The organism is Kineococcus gypseus (assembly GCF_050871305.1).
Classification (GTDB): Bacteria; Actinomycetota; Actinomycetes; order Actinomycetales; family Kineococcaceae; genus Kineococcus; species Kineococcus gypseus.
The window spans coordinates 1-16,540 of sequence record NZ_JBJLRD010000010.1 but is presented as its reverse complement, the minus strand read 5'-3'; the positions used below and the strand labels follow the sequence as shown (position 1 = coordinate 16,540).

16 protein-coding genes and 2 pseudogenes are annotated in these 16,540 nt (G+C 72.7%); 11 read left to right on the top strand and 7 right to left on the bottom strand.

Annotation, left to right across the window (positions count from 1 at the left end; genetic code table 11):
* Positions 1-2: 2 nt before the first annotated feature.
* On the bottom strand, positions 3-1,253 hold the full coding sequence (locus tag ACRYMN_RS05420; protein WP_432492771.1) for a threonine aldolase family protein: 1,251 nt from the start codon (positions 1,251-1,253) through the stop codon (positions 3-5).
* A gap of 429 nt (positions 1,254-1,682) precedes the next feature.
* On the opposite strand from ACRYMN_RS05420, the gene ACRYMN_RS05415 reads away from it, so the two are divergent.
* Positions 1,683-3,290: a hypothetical protein gene (locus ACRYMN_RS05415; RefSeq protein ID WP_432492769.1), complete on the top strand. Its 1,608-nt coding sequence runs from the start codon at positions 1,683-1,685 to the stop codon at positions 3,288-3,290.
* Positions 3,291-3,570: 280 nt separating this feature from the next.
* Here the strand turns inward: ACRYMN_RS05415 and ACRYMN_RS05410 are convergent, their stop codons facing one another.
* A complete protein-coding gene (locus tag ACRYMN_RS05410) occupies positions 3,571-4,245 on the bottom strand; it encodes a nucleoside/nucleotide kinase family protein (RefSeq protein WP_432492767.1) in 675 nt (224 codons plus the stop codon).
* 103 nt (positions 4,246-4,348) lie between these two features.
* On the opposite strand from ACRYMN_RS05410, the gene ACRYMN_RS05405 reads away from it, so the two are divergent.
* Entirely contained in the window at positions 4,349-4,795 is a 447-nt protein-coding gene (locus ACRYMN_RS05405) for a cytidine deaminase family protein (protein WP_432492765.1), read from the top strand.
* A gap of 102 nt (positions 4,796-4,897) precedes the next feature.
* Here ACRYMN_RS05405 and ACRYMN_RS05400 read toward each other — a convergent pair whose 3' ends face one another.
* Both ACRYMN_RS05400 and ACRYMN_RS05395 read right to left on the bottom strand, forming a co-directional pair.
* On the bottom strand, positions 4,898-5,374 hold the full coding sequence (locus ACRYMN_RS05400) for a VOC family protein (RefSeq protein WP_432492763.1): 477 nt from the start codon (positions 5,372-5,374) through the stop codon (positions 4,898-4,900).
* A complete protein-coding gene (locus ACRYMN_RS05395) occupies positions 5,359-5,769 on the bottom strand; it encodes an NUDIX domain-containing protein (protein ID WP_432492761.1) in 411 nt (136 codons plus the stop codon). Before ACRYMN_RS05395 ends, ACRYMN_RS05400 begins: the two co-directional genes overlap by 16 nt.
* A gap of 78 nt (positions 5,770-5,847) precedes the next feature.
* Between ACRYMN_RS05395 and ACRYMN_RS05390 the strand changes: the two genes are divergently transcribed.
* The 5 genes from ACRYMN_RS05390 to ACRYMN_RS05370 all read left to right on the top strand — a co-directional run bounded on the left by ACRYMN_RS05390 (position 5,848) and on the right by ACRYMN_RS05370 (position 10,452).
* Entirely contained in the window at positions 5,848-6,612 is a 765-nt protein-coding gene (locus ACRYMN_RS05390; RefSeq protein ID WP_432492759.1) for a hypothetical protein, read from the top strand.
* Positions 6,613-6,721: 109 nt separating this feature from the next.
* A complete protein-coding gene (locus tag ACRYMN_RS05385; protein ID WP_432492757.1) occupies positions 6,722-7,306 on the top strand; it encodes a Uma2 family endonuclease in 585 nt (194 codons plus the stop codon).
* Positions 7,307-7,380: 74 nt separating this feature from the next.
* Positions 7,381-7,680, top strand: coding sequence for a hypothetical protein (locus ACRYMN_RS05380; protein ID WP_432492755.1), 300 nt, complete (start codon positions 7,381-7,383; stop codon positions 7,678-7,680).
* Positions 7,681-7,845: 165 nt separating this feature from the next.
* On the top strand, positions 7,846-8,289 hold the full coding sequence (locus ACRYMN_RS05375) for a DMP19 family protein (protein WP_432492753.1): 444 nt from the start codon (positions 7,846-7,848) through the stop codon (positions 8,287-8,289).
* Positions 8,290-8,709: 420 nt separating this feature from the next.
* Positions 8,710-10,452 (top strand): diguanylate cyclase, encoded by a 1,743-nt coding sequence (locus ACRYMN_RS05370; protein ID WP_432492751.1) that lies wholly within the window; start codon positions 8,710-8,712, stop codon positions 10,450-10,452.
* 107 nt (positions 10,453-10,559) lie between these two features.
* Here ACRYMN_RS05370 and ACRYMN_RS05365 read toward each other — a convergent pair whose 3' ends face one another.
* Positions 10,560-11,012, bottom strand: coding sequence for a hypothetical protein (locus ACRYMN_RS05365; RefSeq protein ID WP_432492749.1), 453 nt, complete (start codon positions 11,010-11,012; stop codon positions 10,560-10,562).
* Positions 11,013-11,202: 190 nt separating this feature from the next.
* On the opposite strand from ACRYMN_RS05365, the gene ACRYMN_RS05360 reads away from it, so the two are divergent.
* From ACRYMN_RS05360 to glpX, 4 genes are all read left to right on the top strand, one after another.
* Positions 11,203-11,955, top strand: a complete 753-nt coding sequence (locus ACRYMN_RS05360; RefSeq protein WP_432492747.1) for a SigE family RNA polymerase sigma factor — start codon at positions 11,203-11,205, stop codon at positions 11,953-11,955.
* Positions 11,945-12,943: a hypothetical protein gene (locus ACRYMN_RS05355; RefSeq protein WP_432492745.1), complete on the top strand. Its 999-nt coding sequence runs from the start codon at positions 11,945-11,947 to the stop codon at positions 12,941-12,943. The genes ACRYMN_RS05360 and ACRYMN_RS05355 overlap by 11 nt, the downstream gene beginning before the upstream one ends.
* A 761-nt stretch (positions 12,944-13,704) precedes the next feature.
* Positions 13,705-14,031 carry a hypothetical protein gene (locus ACRYMN_RS05350; RefSeq protein WP_432492743.1) on the top strand — a complete coding sequence of 109 codons (327 nt, stop codon included), beginning with the start codon at positions 13,705-13,707 and terminating at the stop codon, positions 14,029-14,031.
* Positions 14,032-14,529: 498 nt separating this feature from the next.
* A complete protein-coding gene (gene glpX / locus ACRYMN_RS05345; protein WP_432492741.1) occupies positions 14,530-15,573 on the top strand; it encodes a class II fructose-bisphosphatase in 1,044 nt (347 codons plus the stop codon).
* A 585-nt stretch (positions 15,574-16,158) separates the two neighbouring features.
* On the opposite strand, the pseudogene ACRYMN_RS05340 reads toward glpX, so the two are convergent.
* A pseudogene (locus ACRYMN_RS05340) lies at positions 16,159-16,414 on the bottom strand (transposase); the annotation flags it as partial.
* Between the two features lie 12 nt (positions 16,415-16,426).
* Positions 16,427-16,540 (bottom strand): annotated as a pseudogene (locus ACRYMN_RS05335) (IS5/IS1182 family transposase); the annotation flags it as partial.

Sequence of the window (16,540 nt, the reverse complement as noted above, 5' to 3'; positions counted from 1 at the left end):
CTTCAGCGCGGTGGCGTCCCGGTGAGCGCGCGCAGGACGTCGAGGTACTCGCGCAGCGCGGTGCGCACGTCCTCGGCGCTCCAGCTCAGACCTTCCTCGCCCACGGTGACCTCGGTGAAGGCCAGGCCCGGCGGCAGGCCGGGTTCGCGCCAGGTCCCGGTGAAGAGTGCGGTGCCGCTCTGCTCGGCGTGCCGGGTGGCGGCTTCGGTGAGGACATCGGCGCGGTGGGGCAGCCACACCTGGAACTGGTGGGTGTGCGGGACCGCGGGGTGCACCGCGGACCAGGCCAAGCCGGACGCGGCCAGTTCCCGGCCCAGGGCGTCCGCGACCAGCCGGGCGTGCTCGACGTGGGCGGGCAGGCGGGGCAGTTCGCGAGCGAGGCCGTGCAGGGCGGTGAGCACCGCGGGGTGCTGCTGGAAGATGTTGCCGCCGTAACGGTGGCGCTCCAGCCGCGCCTGCTCCACGAAGTCCGCGGGACCGGCCAGCGCTGCTCCGGACAACCCCCGCAGGGACTTGTAGAAGGAGACGTAGACGCTGTCGGCGAGGGCGGCGATCTCCTCCAAGCGGTGCCCGAAGTGCGTGGTGGTCTCCCACAGCCGGGCTCCGTCGAGGTGGACGCGCATGCCCCGCTCGCGCGCCGCGTCGGTGACCTCGACGAGTGCGTCCCAGCTGGGCAGCAGGAACCCCGCGTCGCGCAGGGGGAGTTCGAGCATGAGCGTTCCAGCCGGCTCGGGCAGGGCCCGCACGTCGTCGGCGGTGGTGGGGCGCGGCTGCGTGGTGACGGGGACGGTGCTTAGACCGGCGAGGCGGATCAGGGCGTCGGACTCGTGCACCTGCGGGTGGGACAGGGCGTGCAACGCCACCGTGCCCGGTCGGCTGCCCCGCCATGCGCCCCGCCCCGCACCCTGCCCTGCCCCGCGTCCCGCACTCGATGCGGCGTCGTTGGCCCAACAGCGCAGGGCGGCCTGCTGGGCCGTGGTGCCGGAAGGGAAGAAGGCGGCGTCCTCGGTGCCGAGCAGGGCGGCGACGCGTCGCTCGAGGTGGCCGACGACGCCGCTGCCGTAGAGGTCGCTCGGGGCCTCGAGGTCGACGCCCAGGTCGCCGGCCGCACCGGCGGCCTCAGCCAGGGCGTCCAGGCGCTGGCGCAGCGTGGCGGTGGTGGTGGGGCGGTCCAGGACGCGGGTGGCGCGCTGGACCGCGCGGATCTCGCGTTCGCCGCGACCGGCACGCCTGCTGCTGTTCACAGCGATCATCGTACGTGGGGAGCCGGCAGGTGATCTGGGTGCTGTGGGTGGTGCTGCCGGTGGTGGACGTGCTAATCCCCGCCATCTGCGCGCGCTCGCCCACGACCTGGCTACCCGTGATCTGGCCACCCGCCACCTGGCGGCGCAGTGCCGGCAGCCCACCGGCCCGTCAGCGCAGATGTGGCCCTGGTGTCCTCGCCACGGGTCTCGGACGAGGACGACGGCATGTCCCACCGTTCACACGGTGCATCTGCCAGCGCCAAGACCCTGCGCGTATGCGCCACCACCGCCTACGTTGGGTCACTGCACGCCGGCGTAGTCAGGCCAGCTCAGGGGCGTGCCGTGGGTGCGGATGTGACGGCTCGGCAAGGCGGCACCAGCGCGTGCCGGGGTCTTTCGTCCGCACCGGCGCGAGGCGTTCAGCGACGGAGGACGACGATGAACCAGCACGCGGGCCAGCCGGACAGCGGGGTCCCCTTGTCGGCGGACCACGGCATCGGGCGCGCACACGGCCCCGAGCGCGTATACGGCCTCGAGCGCGTGCACGGCGCCGGGGCTTCTTCGATCCACCGAGAGTGCGCCCAGCAGTTGGCCGCGGTGCAGGAGCAACTCGACCACCTGCAGGCGGTGCTCGCCCGGGTGGGAGTCCTGCCGCCTGCTGGGCGAAGCGTCTGCACCGAGCAGGCAGGCGGCGATGTCCCGTCGGCAGCGCGTGCCGCCGGGCCCGTGCGCACCTCACGCAGGGGGCTGCTGGGTGCTGGAGCCGCGGCGTTGGGCGGCCTGGCGGCCGGCCAGATGCTCACGCCCGTGGCCGCTTCCGCAGCCACCGGTGGCCCCGTCGTCCTGGGACGGGCCAACACCGCCGATGCCACCACCTCCATCGCTGGCCCGGCCGGCAAGGCAGCGCTCACCCTGCTCGGAGGAGCCAACGAGAACGGGTTCAACCGGCAGGCCCTCGACGCTCAAGGCAATGTGAGCATCCAGCAATCAGCTCCCGGAACGGGCCTGTTGATCGAAGGCGGATCGTGGGAGTCCTCGAGCTCTTACGAGTACACCAGCGGAGCGGTACCTGGCACCACGGTGATCATCAACGGCGCCCACTCTGCTAGCGGCGGCTTCACGCACGAGGCTGACTTCAGCAGTGAGGGGGGTGCCGTTGGGTTGGAGGTCACGGCCAAAGCCAACATCGCCATCAGCGCCTACGCTTCCAATGGAGTATCGACGCGGCTCGACGATTCCGGCAGGAGCAGCGAAGCGCTGCCGGGTACCGCCTTGCACGTGAAGACCGATCCCGGTGGCACCGGCATCCTGGTGGAGAGTGGCGGAGTGTCCGTCACCAAGGGCAAGACGGTCGTGAACGACGGACTGGAGGTCCGCGCCGGGGGAGCTACCGTCACGGGCTCCACCGCCCAGGACAGCATCACCGGCACGGCTGCCGGCTCAGGCCGGGCCGTGTACGGCTTGGCGAGCAACGCCACGAACTCCAACGGGGCGATCACCGGTGAGCACCGCGGCAAGGGCGCGGCGGTGTGGGGGCACCAGGCCTCCGCCTCGGCCGCAGCCGAGGCCGCCGTGGTGGGGTACTCCGTCAACGGGCGCGGTGCCCGCTTCCGCGGTGCCCTCGCCCAGGTGCAGTTGACCCCCGCCGCCGCCGCGGCACCTCCGGCCGGCGGTGCCGCCGGCGACGTCTTCGTGGACAAGACCCACAGGCTGTGGTTCTGCCGCAGCACCAGCACCACGGCGGTCGAGTGGCAGCAGGTGCAGATCGGCCCAGCCCGCCGAGCCGTTCGGGTCGGCGCTGCAGTTACCGCTGCAGTGGGCGACGTGGTGCTCGCTGACGCCACGGCGATGGCGCTGACCATCACGCTGCCGGCTGTCGTCCCGGGCGCCCAGGTGAGCGTGAAGAAGATTGATGCCAGCGCCCGTGTCGTCACAGTGAGGGCGGCAGGCACCGCCGTCATCGACGGCCTCGCCAGCCGCACCTTGAACGCGCGTTGGCAGAGCCTCAGCTTGATCTCCGACGGCAAGGACTGGTTTGTGGCATGACGCTGATGTTCGCGCAGTAGTACCTCGTCAGGTCGGTGTGAAGGATCGCGTCCGTGGGGCGGGCGCCAGACGGGACTGTTGACCTCGTGCACGCGACGGATGGGGGAGTGCTGATGCCGATCTAGCCGTGGGTGCCGCTGCGCCGGGTCCGCAGCAGCCGCTCCGCCCTGCCCCGCCTCGATCAGGACTGCCACGACGACCCGGTGTGCCGGGTGAGTCCAGCACAGCCCATGCGAGGTGCGCGGTGGGTCGGGCGTACCGCGCTCAGCGCTCCGCCGGCTCAGCGCAGCAGCACCGGAGCGGCCAGGTCCTCGTTGTCGATGACGTGCGTGGCACGCAGCTGCGGGGCCGCCTCACGTACGTACAAGCGCTGACCTTCCACGTAGCGGCGGTTGGAGGCCGCCGCCGGATCCGGCGAGCCGGCACCATCGCGCGCCACGCACCGGCGCAGCGAGGTGGCCCGCTGCACCTGCAGCCACAACGACAGGCTCCAGCACCCCCGCAGCTCGGGCCGGTGCAGGAAGATGCCGTCCACGATCAGCACCGCACCCGCCACCGCCACCTCCTGTTCCGCGACATCGGCGCGGTCGCCGGCCACGTCGAGGACGTGCCGGCGGTGCATCCCGTGCCCACTCGGGCCCAGCGGCTGAAGCAGCTCGCGGTGCAGCGCGGCCAGGTCGTGGGAGTCGCGGTAGAAGCCTTCCGGGTCATCACGCCCACGCGCGTAGCGCAAGGCGCGCGGGCGGTGGAAGCCGTCGACCGAGGCGCGCACCACTTCCCGGCCCCGCTCGCGCAGCACCGCGGCCAGCTCATCGGCCAGCACGCTTTTGCCCGCCCCGTCCACCCCGTCCACACCCACCCGCACGAACGGATCCGGCACGACGGCCTCGACCTTCTCGGCCAGCAGCTGCAGCAGCGCGCTGCGCGCCGCGCTGGCGCGAGGAAAAGCAGGCACGAGCCGCAGTCTGCTCCAGCCAGCACGCTCAGCGAGCACCATCTGCAGCGCCACCTGCAGCGCCGTTGGCAGCGCCATTCGGGGTGGCACCACACTGACGAGGGTGAGCCTTCCTGCTTCCGCGCGTGAGCTGGATGCCGGCGAGCTCGAGCTGATCGAGCTGGTCCGAGCCGTCATCGACGCCACCACCGACGCCGGCCCCGGCCAGGACGGGGTGCACACCATGGGAGCTGCCGTGCGCGCCAGCGACGGGCGCACCTTCACCGGCGTGAACCTCTACCACTTCACCGGCGGGCCCTGCGCGGAGCTGGTCGCCCTGGGCGCCGCCCGCGCCCACGGCGCCACCGCCATCACGCACATCGTCGCCGTCGGCAACCACGGCCGCGGCCCGATCGCCCCCTGCGGGCGCGACCGGCAGGTCCTGCTGGACTACCACCCCGGCATCCGCGTGCTGCTGCCCACCGGCGAGGGCCTGCGCAGCGTGGCCATCGAGGACCTGGTGCCCCTGGCGATGCTGTGGAGCATCGACGGCGGCGCCCAGACGGCCTGAAGCACCCGCACCCGCACCTGTGCTGCGCGTCCTTCCGTAGCGTGCTCGAGGAGCGGACTCAGGAGGTGCGCTCCGCCGGTGTGGGCTCACCGCGGTGTGGGCTCACCGCGGTGTGGGCGGCGGCTGCTCGGCGACCAGCTCGACCTCGAAGCCGGCCTCGTCCTCCAGGTAGGCCGCGTAGTGCCCAGGCCCGCCGGCGTGCGGGTGCCGCTCGGCGAACAGCAGCCGCCAGCCGTGACCGGGCGCCTGGGCGACCAGGGCGTCCACCTCGGCGCGAGTGCCCGCCCAGAACGCGAGGTGGTTCACCCCGCTGCGCAGGCGCTGGCTGCGCCCGCGCACGTGGTCCGCGCCGGACTCCAGCACCACGTACGCCCCAGCGCCCCACCCGCCGTCGGACCCGCCACTAGACCCGCCCTCGGGCTCGCTCGGCGACCAGCTGCACCCCGTGGCCCAGGTATCGGTGCGCACGTAGCCCAGCTGCTGCAGCAGCCACGGCCAGGGGCCCTCGACGGCGGTGGCGTCATCGCGCCAGACCTCCACGTGGTGCAGCCACCCCCGCCGGCTCACGACACGTGCCACGCGAGCAGGGCGCGCACCAGCTCACGCTCCTGCGCGTGCGCCCAGGCCGAGCCGTCCAGCTCGTCCAGCTGATCCAGGCGCAGCCACGCGATGACCTCATGCTCGCCCGGGCACCGGTTGGTGGCGGTGCCCGTCCAGCGCTGCACCCGCCACACGCTCAGCTGCACCTGCTGCCCGGCCGCTGCGGCAGGCAGGTCCCAGCGCGCCAGCGGTTGCTCCTCGTGCGCGGTGACGCGGACGCCGAGCTCCTCGGCCAGCTCGCGGCGCAGCGCCTGCTGCTCGCTCTCACCGTCCTCGACGTAACCGCCGGGCAGGGCCCAGCAGCTGGGGTAGGCGCTGCGGGTAGCGCTGCGCCGGGTCAGCAGCACCCGCCCCGCCTCGATCAGCACTGCCACCACGACCCGGTGCACCGGGGCAGTCCAGCACGGCCAAAGCCCTCGCGCCGGCAGCGCCACCGACCCCAGGCTGCAGCGGTGCAACGAGCAGAGCGCGCGGGGCTGGGCTCGCTGCAGCCGGTGCCCGAGGGCGTGGAGGCGGCCGGCTGGATCCTGGCCGCGGTGCGCGACTTCGACCACACCGTCGGCTCGCTGGTGCCCCCGCTCTTCGCCGCCTACGCGCGCGTCTTCCACCCCGCTCGCCTCCAGCAAGACACAGCCGACGCGCGAGACGCGGTGCAGGTCAGCTGGGCGCAGGTGGCCGCGGCCAACGCCCGCCGCGCCCACGCCGGGATGCAGTGGACCTCCATCACCGGCTCCTGGCGCCACCACCACGGCGGCGCCACCCAGCCGGGCGTGTGGGACACCGAGCCGGAAGAGGGCACCTTGCCCGCGGCCCAGGCGCAGGCGCTGGTGGACGTCCTGACGCGCTTCACCACCACGCCGGAGTGCTTCTACGCGGTCTGGGACGGCTTCGGCGCCCTGGACGTGCCGCTCGAAGCGCAGCTCGTGGGGATGCCCGGGCGCGACATGCGGCTGCTGCGCGGGCCGCTTGCGGAGGCGGCCGGCGTGTCGATGGAGTCGCCTCCCTGGCAGCAGAGCCCGAGCCTGTGGTGGCCGGCGGATCGCACCTGGTGCGTGGCCACCGACGTAGACCTGATGAGCACCTACCTCGGCGCCAGCGAAGCGTGCATCGAGGCGGTGCTGGCCGCAGCCGACCTCGAAGCCTGGCCCGTCACCGACCGCCAGGGCCTGACCTGGGACAGCGACCACCTCAACCCCCTGCCACCCCAGCCCACCTGACCCCCAGACCTCACCTGCGCCCGGCTCAGACCCGGCCCAGAGCCGGCTGGGCCCGTTGGGCCCCGCGGAGCCCAGCTAGGTCAAGCGGCCCGCGGCTACCCTGGCGCTCATGAGCCTGAGCGCTGCGCGCCCGGGAGTCGCGCTGGCCACCTGGACCTCCGCCACGGCCGAGGTCGGTCAGCGCATCGAGGTCGTCGACGCCGAGCTCGTGGCCGAGAAGGTCGGCGGCAACCCCCACCACCGCATCGCCACCCGCCTGGCCCTGGCCTTCGAGGAGCAGTGGCCCGGCAGCTACGCCGCCGCCCCCGGCAACTGGGCCCTCACCCTGGCCCCCGACGGCAGCGTGCTGAGCGGGCGCATCCCCGACGTGCTCGTCGACGGCCCCGCCCTGAACGAGGACTCCGTGTGCACCGAGGTGCCCCGCGCGGCGGTGGAGGTGCACTCACCGGGCAACACGCTGGCGGAGATGAACGAGAAGCGCTCGGAGTACCTCAAGGCCCACCTGCCGGTGCTGCTCGAGGCGTACCTGACCGCCGAGCAGCAAGTGCACCTGGAGTGGCTGGACAACGCCGGGCACAGCTGGCGCACCGCCGCCACCGCCGTGGGTGAGACCCTCCTGGACATCCCCGCCAGCGACGCGCACCCCGCCTTCCGCGTCGTGCCCAACGACCTGCTCGGCCGCGGCCGCTCCTGAAACCACCCCTCCGCGGTGCCTTGCACCAGCTGCCCTCGCACGCCTCCCCGGGTGATGGCGCCGATGACGCGCAGGTGATCGTGCGAGTGGTCGAGGCCGTCGGGCCGCTGCTGGTGGCGTTGAGCGTGCTGGTGCTGCCGCTGCTGCTGGCGGCCGTGCTGCGCCGATGGAGTCGGCCGGCGGTGGTGCTGTACCTGCTCAGCCTGGCGCTGCTGGGCACTTGGACAGCCAAAGCCATCGCCATCGCCGACAGCAGCTACGACAGTCCACCGCCGTGGCCGGCGCTGGCGTGGATGCTCGCCGCCCTGGCGGGCACCGCAGCGAGCGTGACCGCCCTGCTCCTGGTGCGCACGCGTCGCCGGCGGCAGCGCTGAGCAGGCCCGCGCAGCCGGCGCTCACGGTGCAGCCCACAGCACCGTGAGCGCGGCACCGTGAGCGCGCCCGTGCAGCAGCTGCGCGCAACGTCCGGGCGTGAGCGTCCGGGCGAGCGCACCTGTGACTCCACCGGTGACCAGCTCGTCCCGGCTACGGTCGAGGACGTGAGCGATCCCGTCACCAGCCCGGTCAGCGACGCGGACTTCGACGCCCTCTGGAACCGCGCCAGCCAACCGATGCTGATCACCGACCCCGAGTACGACGGCGACGCGGTGCTGCACGTGGCGCTGACCTTCCACGGCATGGTGATGAACGCCGGCCTGCTGGGCACGCTGGATGCCTACGAGGACGAGCTGAACTATCCCTTGCCCTGGGTGCTGCAGGCCTACCGCGCGCTGGGCCTGCCCATCACCGCCGCCTTGATCGAGCAGGCCCAGCGCGAGCACCACGCCCTCGCCGCCCTGCCCGAGGGCGATCAGGCCGCGGCGCGCTGGGACGAGGCCGAGGCGCGCATCGATGCCACCTACACCCTCGACGACGCCGCCCTCTCGCGCGCCGCGCGGGCCCTGATCGACGCCGAGCCGCACACCTTCGCGCCCCTGCCCTGAGCACCAGCAGGCGAGCACCACTGCGGCGAGCACCACTGCGGCGAGCACCACTGCGGCGAGCACCACTGCGGCGAGCACCACTGCGGCGAGCACCACTGCGGCGAGCACCACCGCGGCGAGCACCACCGCGGCGAGCACCACCGCGGCGAGCACCACCGCGGCGAGCTCGTGATCACCCTGGCGGCGCCCTCGCGTAAACGCGCAGGACGCCATCAGGGCCTGGGCAGGGGTGCCGTGACGCTCTGAGTCCGCACGCGGAGCGTCCCGCGGTCGGCACTGAGGGTGTCCCCTATCGTTGACCGCTCCACCGCCCAGGTGGTCAGCACCAGCGCCGGTGCCTGAGCGCTTCAGGTGCCAGCTCTGATCGTCGAAGTGCTCACAGGGCTGCGGCGTGAGCTGTCGCACGGAGCAGGAGGTGCGGTGACATCGCTCCTGGCGGTGGTGTTCGCCTGCTCCGCCGTGGTGTGCGCGCTGACCGCCGTGCTGGCCTGGCGCCGGCGCGCCAACACCCCCGCGGCCGCGAGCCTGGCCGCCTACACCGCCGGTATCGCGCTGTGGTGCAGCGCCGGCATCGTGGTGCAGCTGTCCACCAACCTGCTCGTGCAGTGGGTCAGCAGCATCTTCATGTACACCGGCGTGCACGTGACCGTCACCGGCTTGTGGTGCCTGAGCCGCTCGGTGGCCGACCGTCGCTGGCGCCTGCGCCGCGCCGTGGCGGCGCGCCTGCTGGCGGCTTCCGCCCTGCTGGTGGGCGCGGTGATCACGAACCCCTGGCACGGGCTGTTCTTTACCGGCATCGAGGCCACCACGTACGAGAGCGCCAGGTCCGTGCAGGTGTCGCGCTTCGGCCTCGGACCGCTCTTCTGGATCCACGTCGCCTACTGCTACCTGCTGCTCAGCTGGGGGGTGCAGCGCCTGGCACGCGCGTGGTGGCGCGCCAGGTCCGTCTTCCGCGCCCAGCTGAGCCACGTGCTGCTCGCCGCGTGCCTGCCGCTGCTGGGCAACATCGCGGTCCTGCTCCTCGCGCACAGCGAGGACCAGGGACCCCCGGTGGACTACACCCCCCTCTTCCTCGTCCTGACCGGCCTGATCGACGCACGCGCGATCTTCCGCCACGGCCTGCTGCGCCTGGTGCCGGTGGCGCGCTCCCACGTGGTCGACGCCATCGAGGACGCGGTGCTGGTCGTCGACCCCGACGGGCGGGTCGTCGACGTCAACCCCGCCGCGGTGACCCTGCTGACACGCACCACTCCCACCCCGGCGCCGACCGCACCCGACGCGCCCGACGCGCCCGACGCGCCCGACGCGCCCGACGCGCCCGGGGTACTAGGTGTGCTGAAGGAGGTCGTCGGGCTGCCGGTGGCGCAGGTCCTGCCCGCTCAGCTGGGCGCCCTGCTGGATGGTGGGGCGGTGCGCGAGCACGTCGAGCTGGGCGCCGGCGTGCACGTCGATGCGCGCATCAGCGTCCTGCGTGATGCGCGCGGGCGTGCACTGGGGCACGTGCTGGTCTTGCGCGACGTCAGCGAGCTGATCACCCAGCGCGAGCTGGCGCGGCAGGCCCACCAGCGCCTGAGCGAGCAGCTGGAGCTGACGCGGGCCCTTCAAGAGCGCCTGGCCGAGGAAGCCGTGCGCGATGCGCTGACGGGGCTGCACAACCGCCGGCACCTGATGCAGGTCCTGGAGGCGGCCGTGGCCCACGCGCGGCGAAGCGGTGAGCCGCTGAGCGTGGTGCTCCTCGACGTGGACCACTTCAAGGCCGTCAACGACACCCACGGCCACCACGGCGGCGACGCGGTGCTGCGGGCGGTGGCCGCCCAGCTGCAGGAGGGCTGCCGCGCGCAGGACACCCTGGCCCGCTACGGCGGGGAGGAGTTCGTCCTGCTGCTGCCGGCCACCAGCGCCCCCCAGGCCGTCCAGCGCGCCGAGCAACTGCGCCGGCGCTGCGCGCAGACCCTGCTCAGCCTGCCGCTCTTGCCCGCAGCCGTGCCCTCCTCGCACCGGGGGACCTCGAGCTCAGGGACCTCGATCTCGGTGACCTTCTCCGCCGGCATCGCCACCTTCCCCGAGCACGGCGCTCACGCCGACGAGCTGCTGGCAGTGGCCGACCAGGCCCTGTACGCGGCCAAGGCCGCTGGGCGCAACCGGGTCATCACCGCACCCTGACGCCGGCACGACCGGGAGCAGCGCTAATGCTGACCTGTTCACAGCGCCCAAGCGGCGGGTGAGCACTACTCCTCCGCAAGTTTGTAGCGGGCGGTGCGCTGCTGGCCTCAAGCGAGGGGCGTCTCGCACACCCAGTCCTCCAGGTAGTGGGCCAATTGGGCGGCGACCTCCACCTCCGTGACCAGCGCCTCGCTGGCCTGCCCTTGGCCCAGCGGACCCGCCGAGTCAGACGGGGCGCTTTGCCACGGCCAGGGCAGCCACTGCTCGTAGCGCTCACCCGCCACGTCGAGGCGCCCCCACACGTCCCCCTCGTCGCCGTCCACGCCCCAATGCACGCTCAACGCCTCCAGCTCGCCCGGCACCAGCAGGCTGTGCACCACCGGCTCGACCACCCGCCGGCGCAGAGCGGCCAGGCGCTCGTCCTCGACGTCGGTGACCGGACCCGGGCGCGGAGAGCTTTCGCTGGGCAGAGGTGTGGTGCCCACCTCCACCCGCAGCCAGGAGCGGTACGGGCCAGGGTCCGCCGGATCCTCGAGGCGGTGGGGGGAAGGCTCGCTCATCCGATCAGGATGCTGCTGCGCAAGCTCTTGGGCGTTGAGTCGATGCGTACCGGCTGCCCCAGCTGCGCCGTGAGCGAGCACAGCGTGCGGGCTGTGGTGCTCCAGCTCACGAGGGCACCAGGCATGCACCGGGGCGCTGACAACCTTTCGGCGCCGCAGCGCGTCGTACGGGGGTGATGGGGTCGGAGCGGTGAGCCGCCAGGGTCGTGCAGGCCACGACAGCCATGGCGGCAGCGATGGCCGCGCAGGTCGTGCGGATCGTGAGTTCCGCCCGAGCCGTGAGGACGCCTTCAGCGCGTGGGCTGCCGGGGCGGTGCCGCGCCTGGTGGGCATCGCGCGGCTGCTGACCGCCGACGCGCACGCCGGTGAGGACCTGGTCCAGGACGTGCTGGAGAAGATGTACGCGCGCTGGCCGCGGGTGCACGAGCCCGACGCGTACGCCCGCCGCGCCCTGGCGAATGCCGCCACCTCGCGCTGGCGCCGGCGCGCTGCGCGCCCGGAGGTGCTGTGGGAGCTGGACCGCGACGCCTCCGCCGGGCACCCGGGGCACGATCCGCACGCCGGCACCGAGCAGCGCCTGGACCTGCTGGCGGAGCTGGCGCGCCTGCCCGCGCGGCAGCGGGGGGTGGTGGTGCTGCGCTACCTCGACGACCTCAGCGAGCAGCAGGTCGCCGAGCTGCTGGAGATCAGCGTGGGCACCGTTAAGAGCCAGTCCTCGCGCGCACTGGCGCGCCTGCGCCAGCCGGCCAGCCAGTCCCCCACCGAGTCCCCCACCGAGCACGAGCACCGGCACGAGCATCCAGCCGACGGCGGCGGGGACGGCCGCAGAGCAAGCCGCGAGAGCGGTCCCGCGGCTCGAGTCATCACCACACGGGCCGGCGCCGCGCAGCACGCCGAGGCCGTCCCCGAAGCAGGAGCAGGAGGCAGCACCCATGCGCGATGACACGCTCAGCGATCGTCACGGCGATGTCCCCGATGACATCCACGGCGACATGCACGACGACGTCCACGGTGAGAGCGCGGGTGAGCTGGCGCTGCGCCGCCGCCTGCGCCAGCAGGCCGGCACCTTCGACGGCTCGGCAGCCCTGATCGCCCGCTCGGTGCACGGCGGGCGCCGCCGGTTGCGCCGGCGGCGCGTGGGCACGGCAGTCGGTGCGCTGGTGCTGGCAGGTGGCGCCTTCACCGGGGTGGTGCTCGCCGGTGCGCACCTGCCCGGCGGAGACACCTTGAGCACCGTGGCCGCTCCTGAGCGCCCCCGTGAGGTCGTGCCGGTACCGGTACCGATGCCGTCCTCAACGCCTCCTTCCGCGTCCGCCGACGAAGCGCGCTCGTTGGAGCAGTTGAAGGCGCAGGAGCTGGCGCTTCACGAGCAGGCGCTGCGCGAGCGGGCGGCGGCCAGCGCGCACACCGATGAGCTGGCCGAGTCCTTCAACGCCGCGCTGGCCGCCGCCCTGCCGGGCTGGCAGGTCGCCAGCGTGGGTGAGATGGACGATGTCCACGGCACGCAGGTCGGCTGGTCCCTGACCGGCAGCGACCCGCGCCCGGTGGGAGAGCCGAAGGTGGTGGCCGAGGTGCGGGTGTACGTCACCCGCCCCAGCAGCAACGGGCTGAGCGCCACCCGCGTCACCTGCAGCGCCGGTAGGTGGGTCAGCTGCCAGGAGCGCACGCTGGCCGACGGAACGATCCTGCGCAGTGGGCTGGCACAGGTGAGCGACGGGAGCGAGACGGCCGCCACCGTCGTCTCCACCACGCCCTTCGCCTTCGCGGTCTTGCCCGATGGGCGGGTCGTGGACGCCACTTCGAGCGTGCAGGGCGTCCCAAGTGCGAGCACGAGCGGGGAGCAGGCGGTGCCCGCCGGCTCGGGGCTGAGCGTGCAGGCCCTGGAGCAGCTGGTCACTTCCCCTAAAGTGGCGCAGATGCCGCTGTCCTGAAGCCGCGCTGTCGTATGTGCGCTGTTGCGGTGCACGAAGACCGCCCCGTATGAGGGCTTGCCGCACCAGCCGGCCAGATGGGGGAAGTGGCTGGGGAGGTGGTGGTCGCACCTCTCGTGGGTGCTGGTGCGAATCTGCTCCTAGGGGACGACGGTGCGGCTGGTACGCCGGTCGGCGCTCGCGGGCGTGGTGCTCAGGTGTCTGATGCTCGGGCGTACGAGGCTCGGGTGGTCTGTGTGCGGCACGGGCTGGCTGCTGCGGGTGGAATGCGGTTTGTGGTCGGGGCGCTGCTGGGGGCGCTCGCGAGCGCCCCATGCCTTACCTGGCGCTGCCTCACAGCTCTGCGCGGATCTCCCCGTCGCAGTAGTAGCGGGCGAGATACCAGCGGGCGCGGCTAAGGGCCTCCTCGGCGTCCACCACGACCTGCTCGCGCTCGTGACCGGGTGCGTGAGCGTTGCGCTCACGGGGGCTAACGGTGTTGGCCAGGCGCAGCAGATTTACGAGCAGGTCGGCTAGGGCGCTGACAGGGTCGTTGTCAGGGTCGTTGCCACCTCGAAGCTGGCGTGGGGGAGGTGGTAGTGCTTGGGGTAGGGCTTGAGGTGGTGCTCAAGGTGCCGGGCTGCTGGTGCGAGCGGGCGTGGTGACCGGTGGTGACCGGCTGGGTACTTCGGTGGGTACCGGCAGGTGCCGGTGGGTGCTCCTGCGCTCAACCGGGGCAAGCAGGTGGCCTGGTGTGAGCGTCGCGTGGCAGCGTGCGTGCCATGGAGATCGACCTGCGCGAGAGCGCGCGCGGTGTGAGCGCCTTCGCCGGTGGGCTGCTGACCGTGCTGCTGGTGCCCAGTGAGCACTCGCTGCAGGAGTGCATCGCCGTCCTGCAGGAGCAGGGGGTGCGGGCCTGGACGGAGCACCTGCCCGTGCCGGCGGATCTGATGGTCGTCACCGCGGGGATGCCCGTCGAGGAGGCGCCGAGCACGGACGCGATCGCCGAGGTGCGCCGGCACGTCCTGGCCGTGCTGGAGGCCGCCGGCATCGATGTCGACGTGTACGGCAGCGGGTACCTGGACGCCACGGCGCTTAGCAGTCACTAATTAGCTTGCACTGACCCGGGGCCGGATCAGGACCGGGCCGCCGCGGGCGGCACACCGTGGTGCCGCGAGCGCCATGAGGGTGGCGGCCAGGCGCTGGGCGGGATCGCCGCGGCGCCCGGCCACGCCGCGGCGGTGGGCGAGTACCTGGTGGACGACTCCACTCCGCACGAGCTGGCGACCCTGGAGCGCATCGGCACCGCGATCGAGGCTGCCATCGCCCGCGGACGCGACGGCACTACCTGAGCAGGGGTGGGCTGTACTGACCACGCAGGTCAGTGACACGCCGGGGACCTCGAAGGTCCCCGGCGTGTCAGCAACGTCCATGCTCTGTACAGCCAGGGCAGTCCCTGCCCGGCGCGATCAGCTCGTAGCATCAGCAACCCGGGCAACGGTGCACCCGTGCCCGGGTGGGTGCGTCACCAGTGAGGTTCTCGTGTCCGGCAGGATGACGACCCGCTGCCGTCGCTGGCGGAGGTACCCACGTCGAGAGGTGAGGCCGTGACCGAACGCGCTGACCAGCCGCTGCGCTACCAGCTGCCCGACCGCAACCTGGGCTTGGACCTGATGCGAGCCACCGAGGCCGCCGCGATGGCGGCCGGGCAGTGGGCCGGCAGGGGGGACAAGGAGAGCGGGGACGGCGCCGCTGTCGATGCCATGCGCGAGGTGCTCGCCGGGGTAGGCATGCGAGGGCGCATCGTCATCGGGGAGGGGGAGAAGGACCAGGCGCCCATGCTGCACAACGGTGAGCTCGTCGGCGATGGCACCGGCCCGCAGATCGACATCGCCGTCGACCCCGTCGACGGCACCACGCTGCTGGCCAAGGGCATGCCCAACGCCATCGCCGTCATCGCCGCCTCCGACCGCGGCAGCATGTACGACCCGCGCGACGTCTTCTACATGCACAAGCTGGTCGTCGGGCCCGCAGCCGCCGGCCACGTCGACATCGACGCCCCCGTGGGGCACACCGTCGCGACCTTGGCCAGGATCAAGGGCGGCACGAACTCCGACGTCACCGTCGCGGTCCAGGAACGAGCCCGCCACGCCGAGCTGATCGCTGCGGTGCGCGCCGCCGGTGCGCGCATCAAGCTCTTCTCCGACGGCGACGTGGCCGCCTCCATCGCCGCGGCCAGCCCGGACTCCGCCATCGACGTCCTCATCGGCATCGGCGGCACTCCCGAGGGCGTCATCACCGCCTGCGCGATGAAGGCGATGGGTGGGGAGATCCAGGCGCGCCTGCACGTCGGCGATGAGGCCGCCCGCCGCCGCGCCCTGGACGCCGGCCACGACCTGCAGCGCGTGCTGCACCTGGACGACCTCGTCTCCGGGGACAACACCTTCTTCGTGGCCACCGGCATCACCGATGGCGACCTGCTCGCCGGTGTGCACTACGTCCCCGGCGGTGCGCGCACGCGCTCGCTGGTGATGCGCTCGCGCAGCGGCACCGTGCGCTCGGTGACCAGCGACCACGTCCTGAGCAAGGTCCAGCGCTACGGCGCCACCCCCACCCGGCAAGGCGTCGTCGAACCGGGTGCCCGCCGCTGAGGCAGTCGTCTCAGGCGATCGGCGCTCAGCGGCGCGCTGGGCACCGCGTGCCGTGCCGGGCACCGCGGTAGCTGCGTGGTGGTGCTTCCTGACGGGTGGAAGACCACCAGCACGCTCTGCACTGGGCGGGGGATCGCCGTGAGCACCCCCTCGGACCGCGGTCCTTCACCAGGGTGCGCCGCTAGGCGGCGAGCAACCCCTTCGCCTTCGTCGAGGTGGATCGAACGGGCCAGCCGGTGCACCCAGCACGTCCCGCGCTGCGGTGCTGCGCCTTGGCAGCGGCAGCACGCAACGAGATCGCAACCCGGTTGATCGGGTCAGGACCAGTCGGGGTGTCGGGGTGTCGGGGTGTCGGGGTGTCGGGGTGTCGGGGTGTCAGTGGGGTTGGTCAGCGCACGCGGTCGGTGGCAGCCTCGACGAGGGTCTGCGCGCGGCGCAGGACCGCGGTGCAGTTGGCGGTTGAGACGTTGCTCAGCCCGTAGTGCCCGGCGTCTTCGAGATCGAGCACCTCGCGCAGGGCTCTGGCCAAAGTGGCCTGGCCGGTGACTTCCTGCAACAAGGCGATGGCCTGGCGGTGGTCCTGCCCGCGCGAGCGGGTGCCCGAGTACTGCCGCTGCACCCCCGCCGAGCAGGTGCCCTTTCTCAGGAATCCGGTCTCATCCACGATCAACACGCCCTCAGCGGCACCGAGGTGCTGCACGACGTAGTCGCGGACGTCGTCACGGACCCCGGCCACGTCCCACTCGGCCTTGCGCAGCAGCCGCTGCATCCTATCCGGCGAGACCTCACCGGCCTGCTCGGCCAGCGTCCAGCCGTTCTTGCGCTCCAGCCCCGCGGCTAACAAGCCGTTGCATTAGTTCGTCGGAGGTAGTCGACGGGCACAGATCAGCGTGATCGCCAGGCGGGCCAGCGCGGTGATCGTGGTGTTGCTGGTGTCGTAGCGCAGCGCCAGGCGCTTGTAGTTGAG

Excerpts from the sequence above, each read along its gene's own strand:
- ACRYMN_RS05420 (WP_432492771.1), bottom strand. The coding sequence starts at position 1,253 with ATGATCGCTGTGAACAGCAGCAGGCGTGCCGGTCGCGGCGAACGCGAG.
- ACRYMN_RS05415 (WP_432492769.1), top strand. The coding sequence starts at position 1,683 with ATGAACCAGCACGCGGGCCAGCCGGACAGCGGGGTCCCCTTGTCGGCG.
- ACRYMN_RS05385 (WP_432492757.1), top strand. The coding sequence starts at position 6,722 with ATGAGCCTGAGCGCTGCGCGCCCGGGAGTCGCGCTGGCCACCTGGACC.
- ACRYMN_RS05365 (WP_432492749.1), bottom strand. The coding sequence starts at position 11,012 with ATGAGCGAGCCTTCCCCCCACCGCCTCGAGGATCCGGCGGACCCTGGC.
- ACRYMN_RS05355 (WP_432492745.1), top strand. The coding sequence starts at position 11,945 with ATGCGCGATGACACGCTCAGCGATCGTCACGGCGATGTCCCCGATGAC.
- ACRYMN_RS05350 (WP_432492743.1), top strand. The coding sequence starts at position 13,705 with ATGGAGATCGACCTGCGCGAGAGCGCGCGCGGTGTGAGCGCCTTCGCC.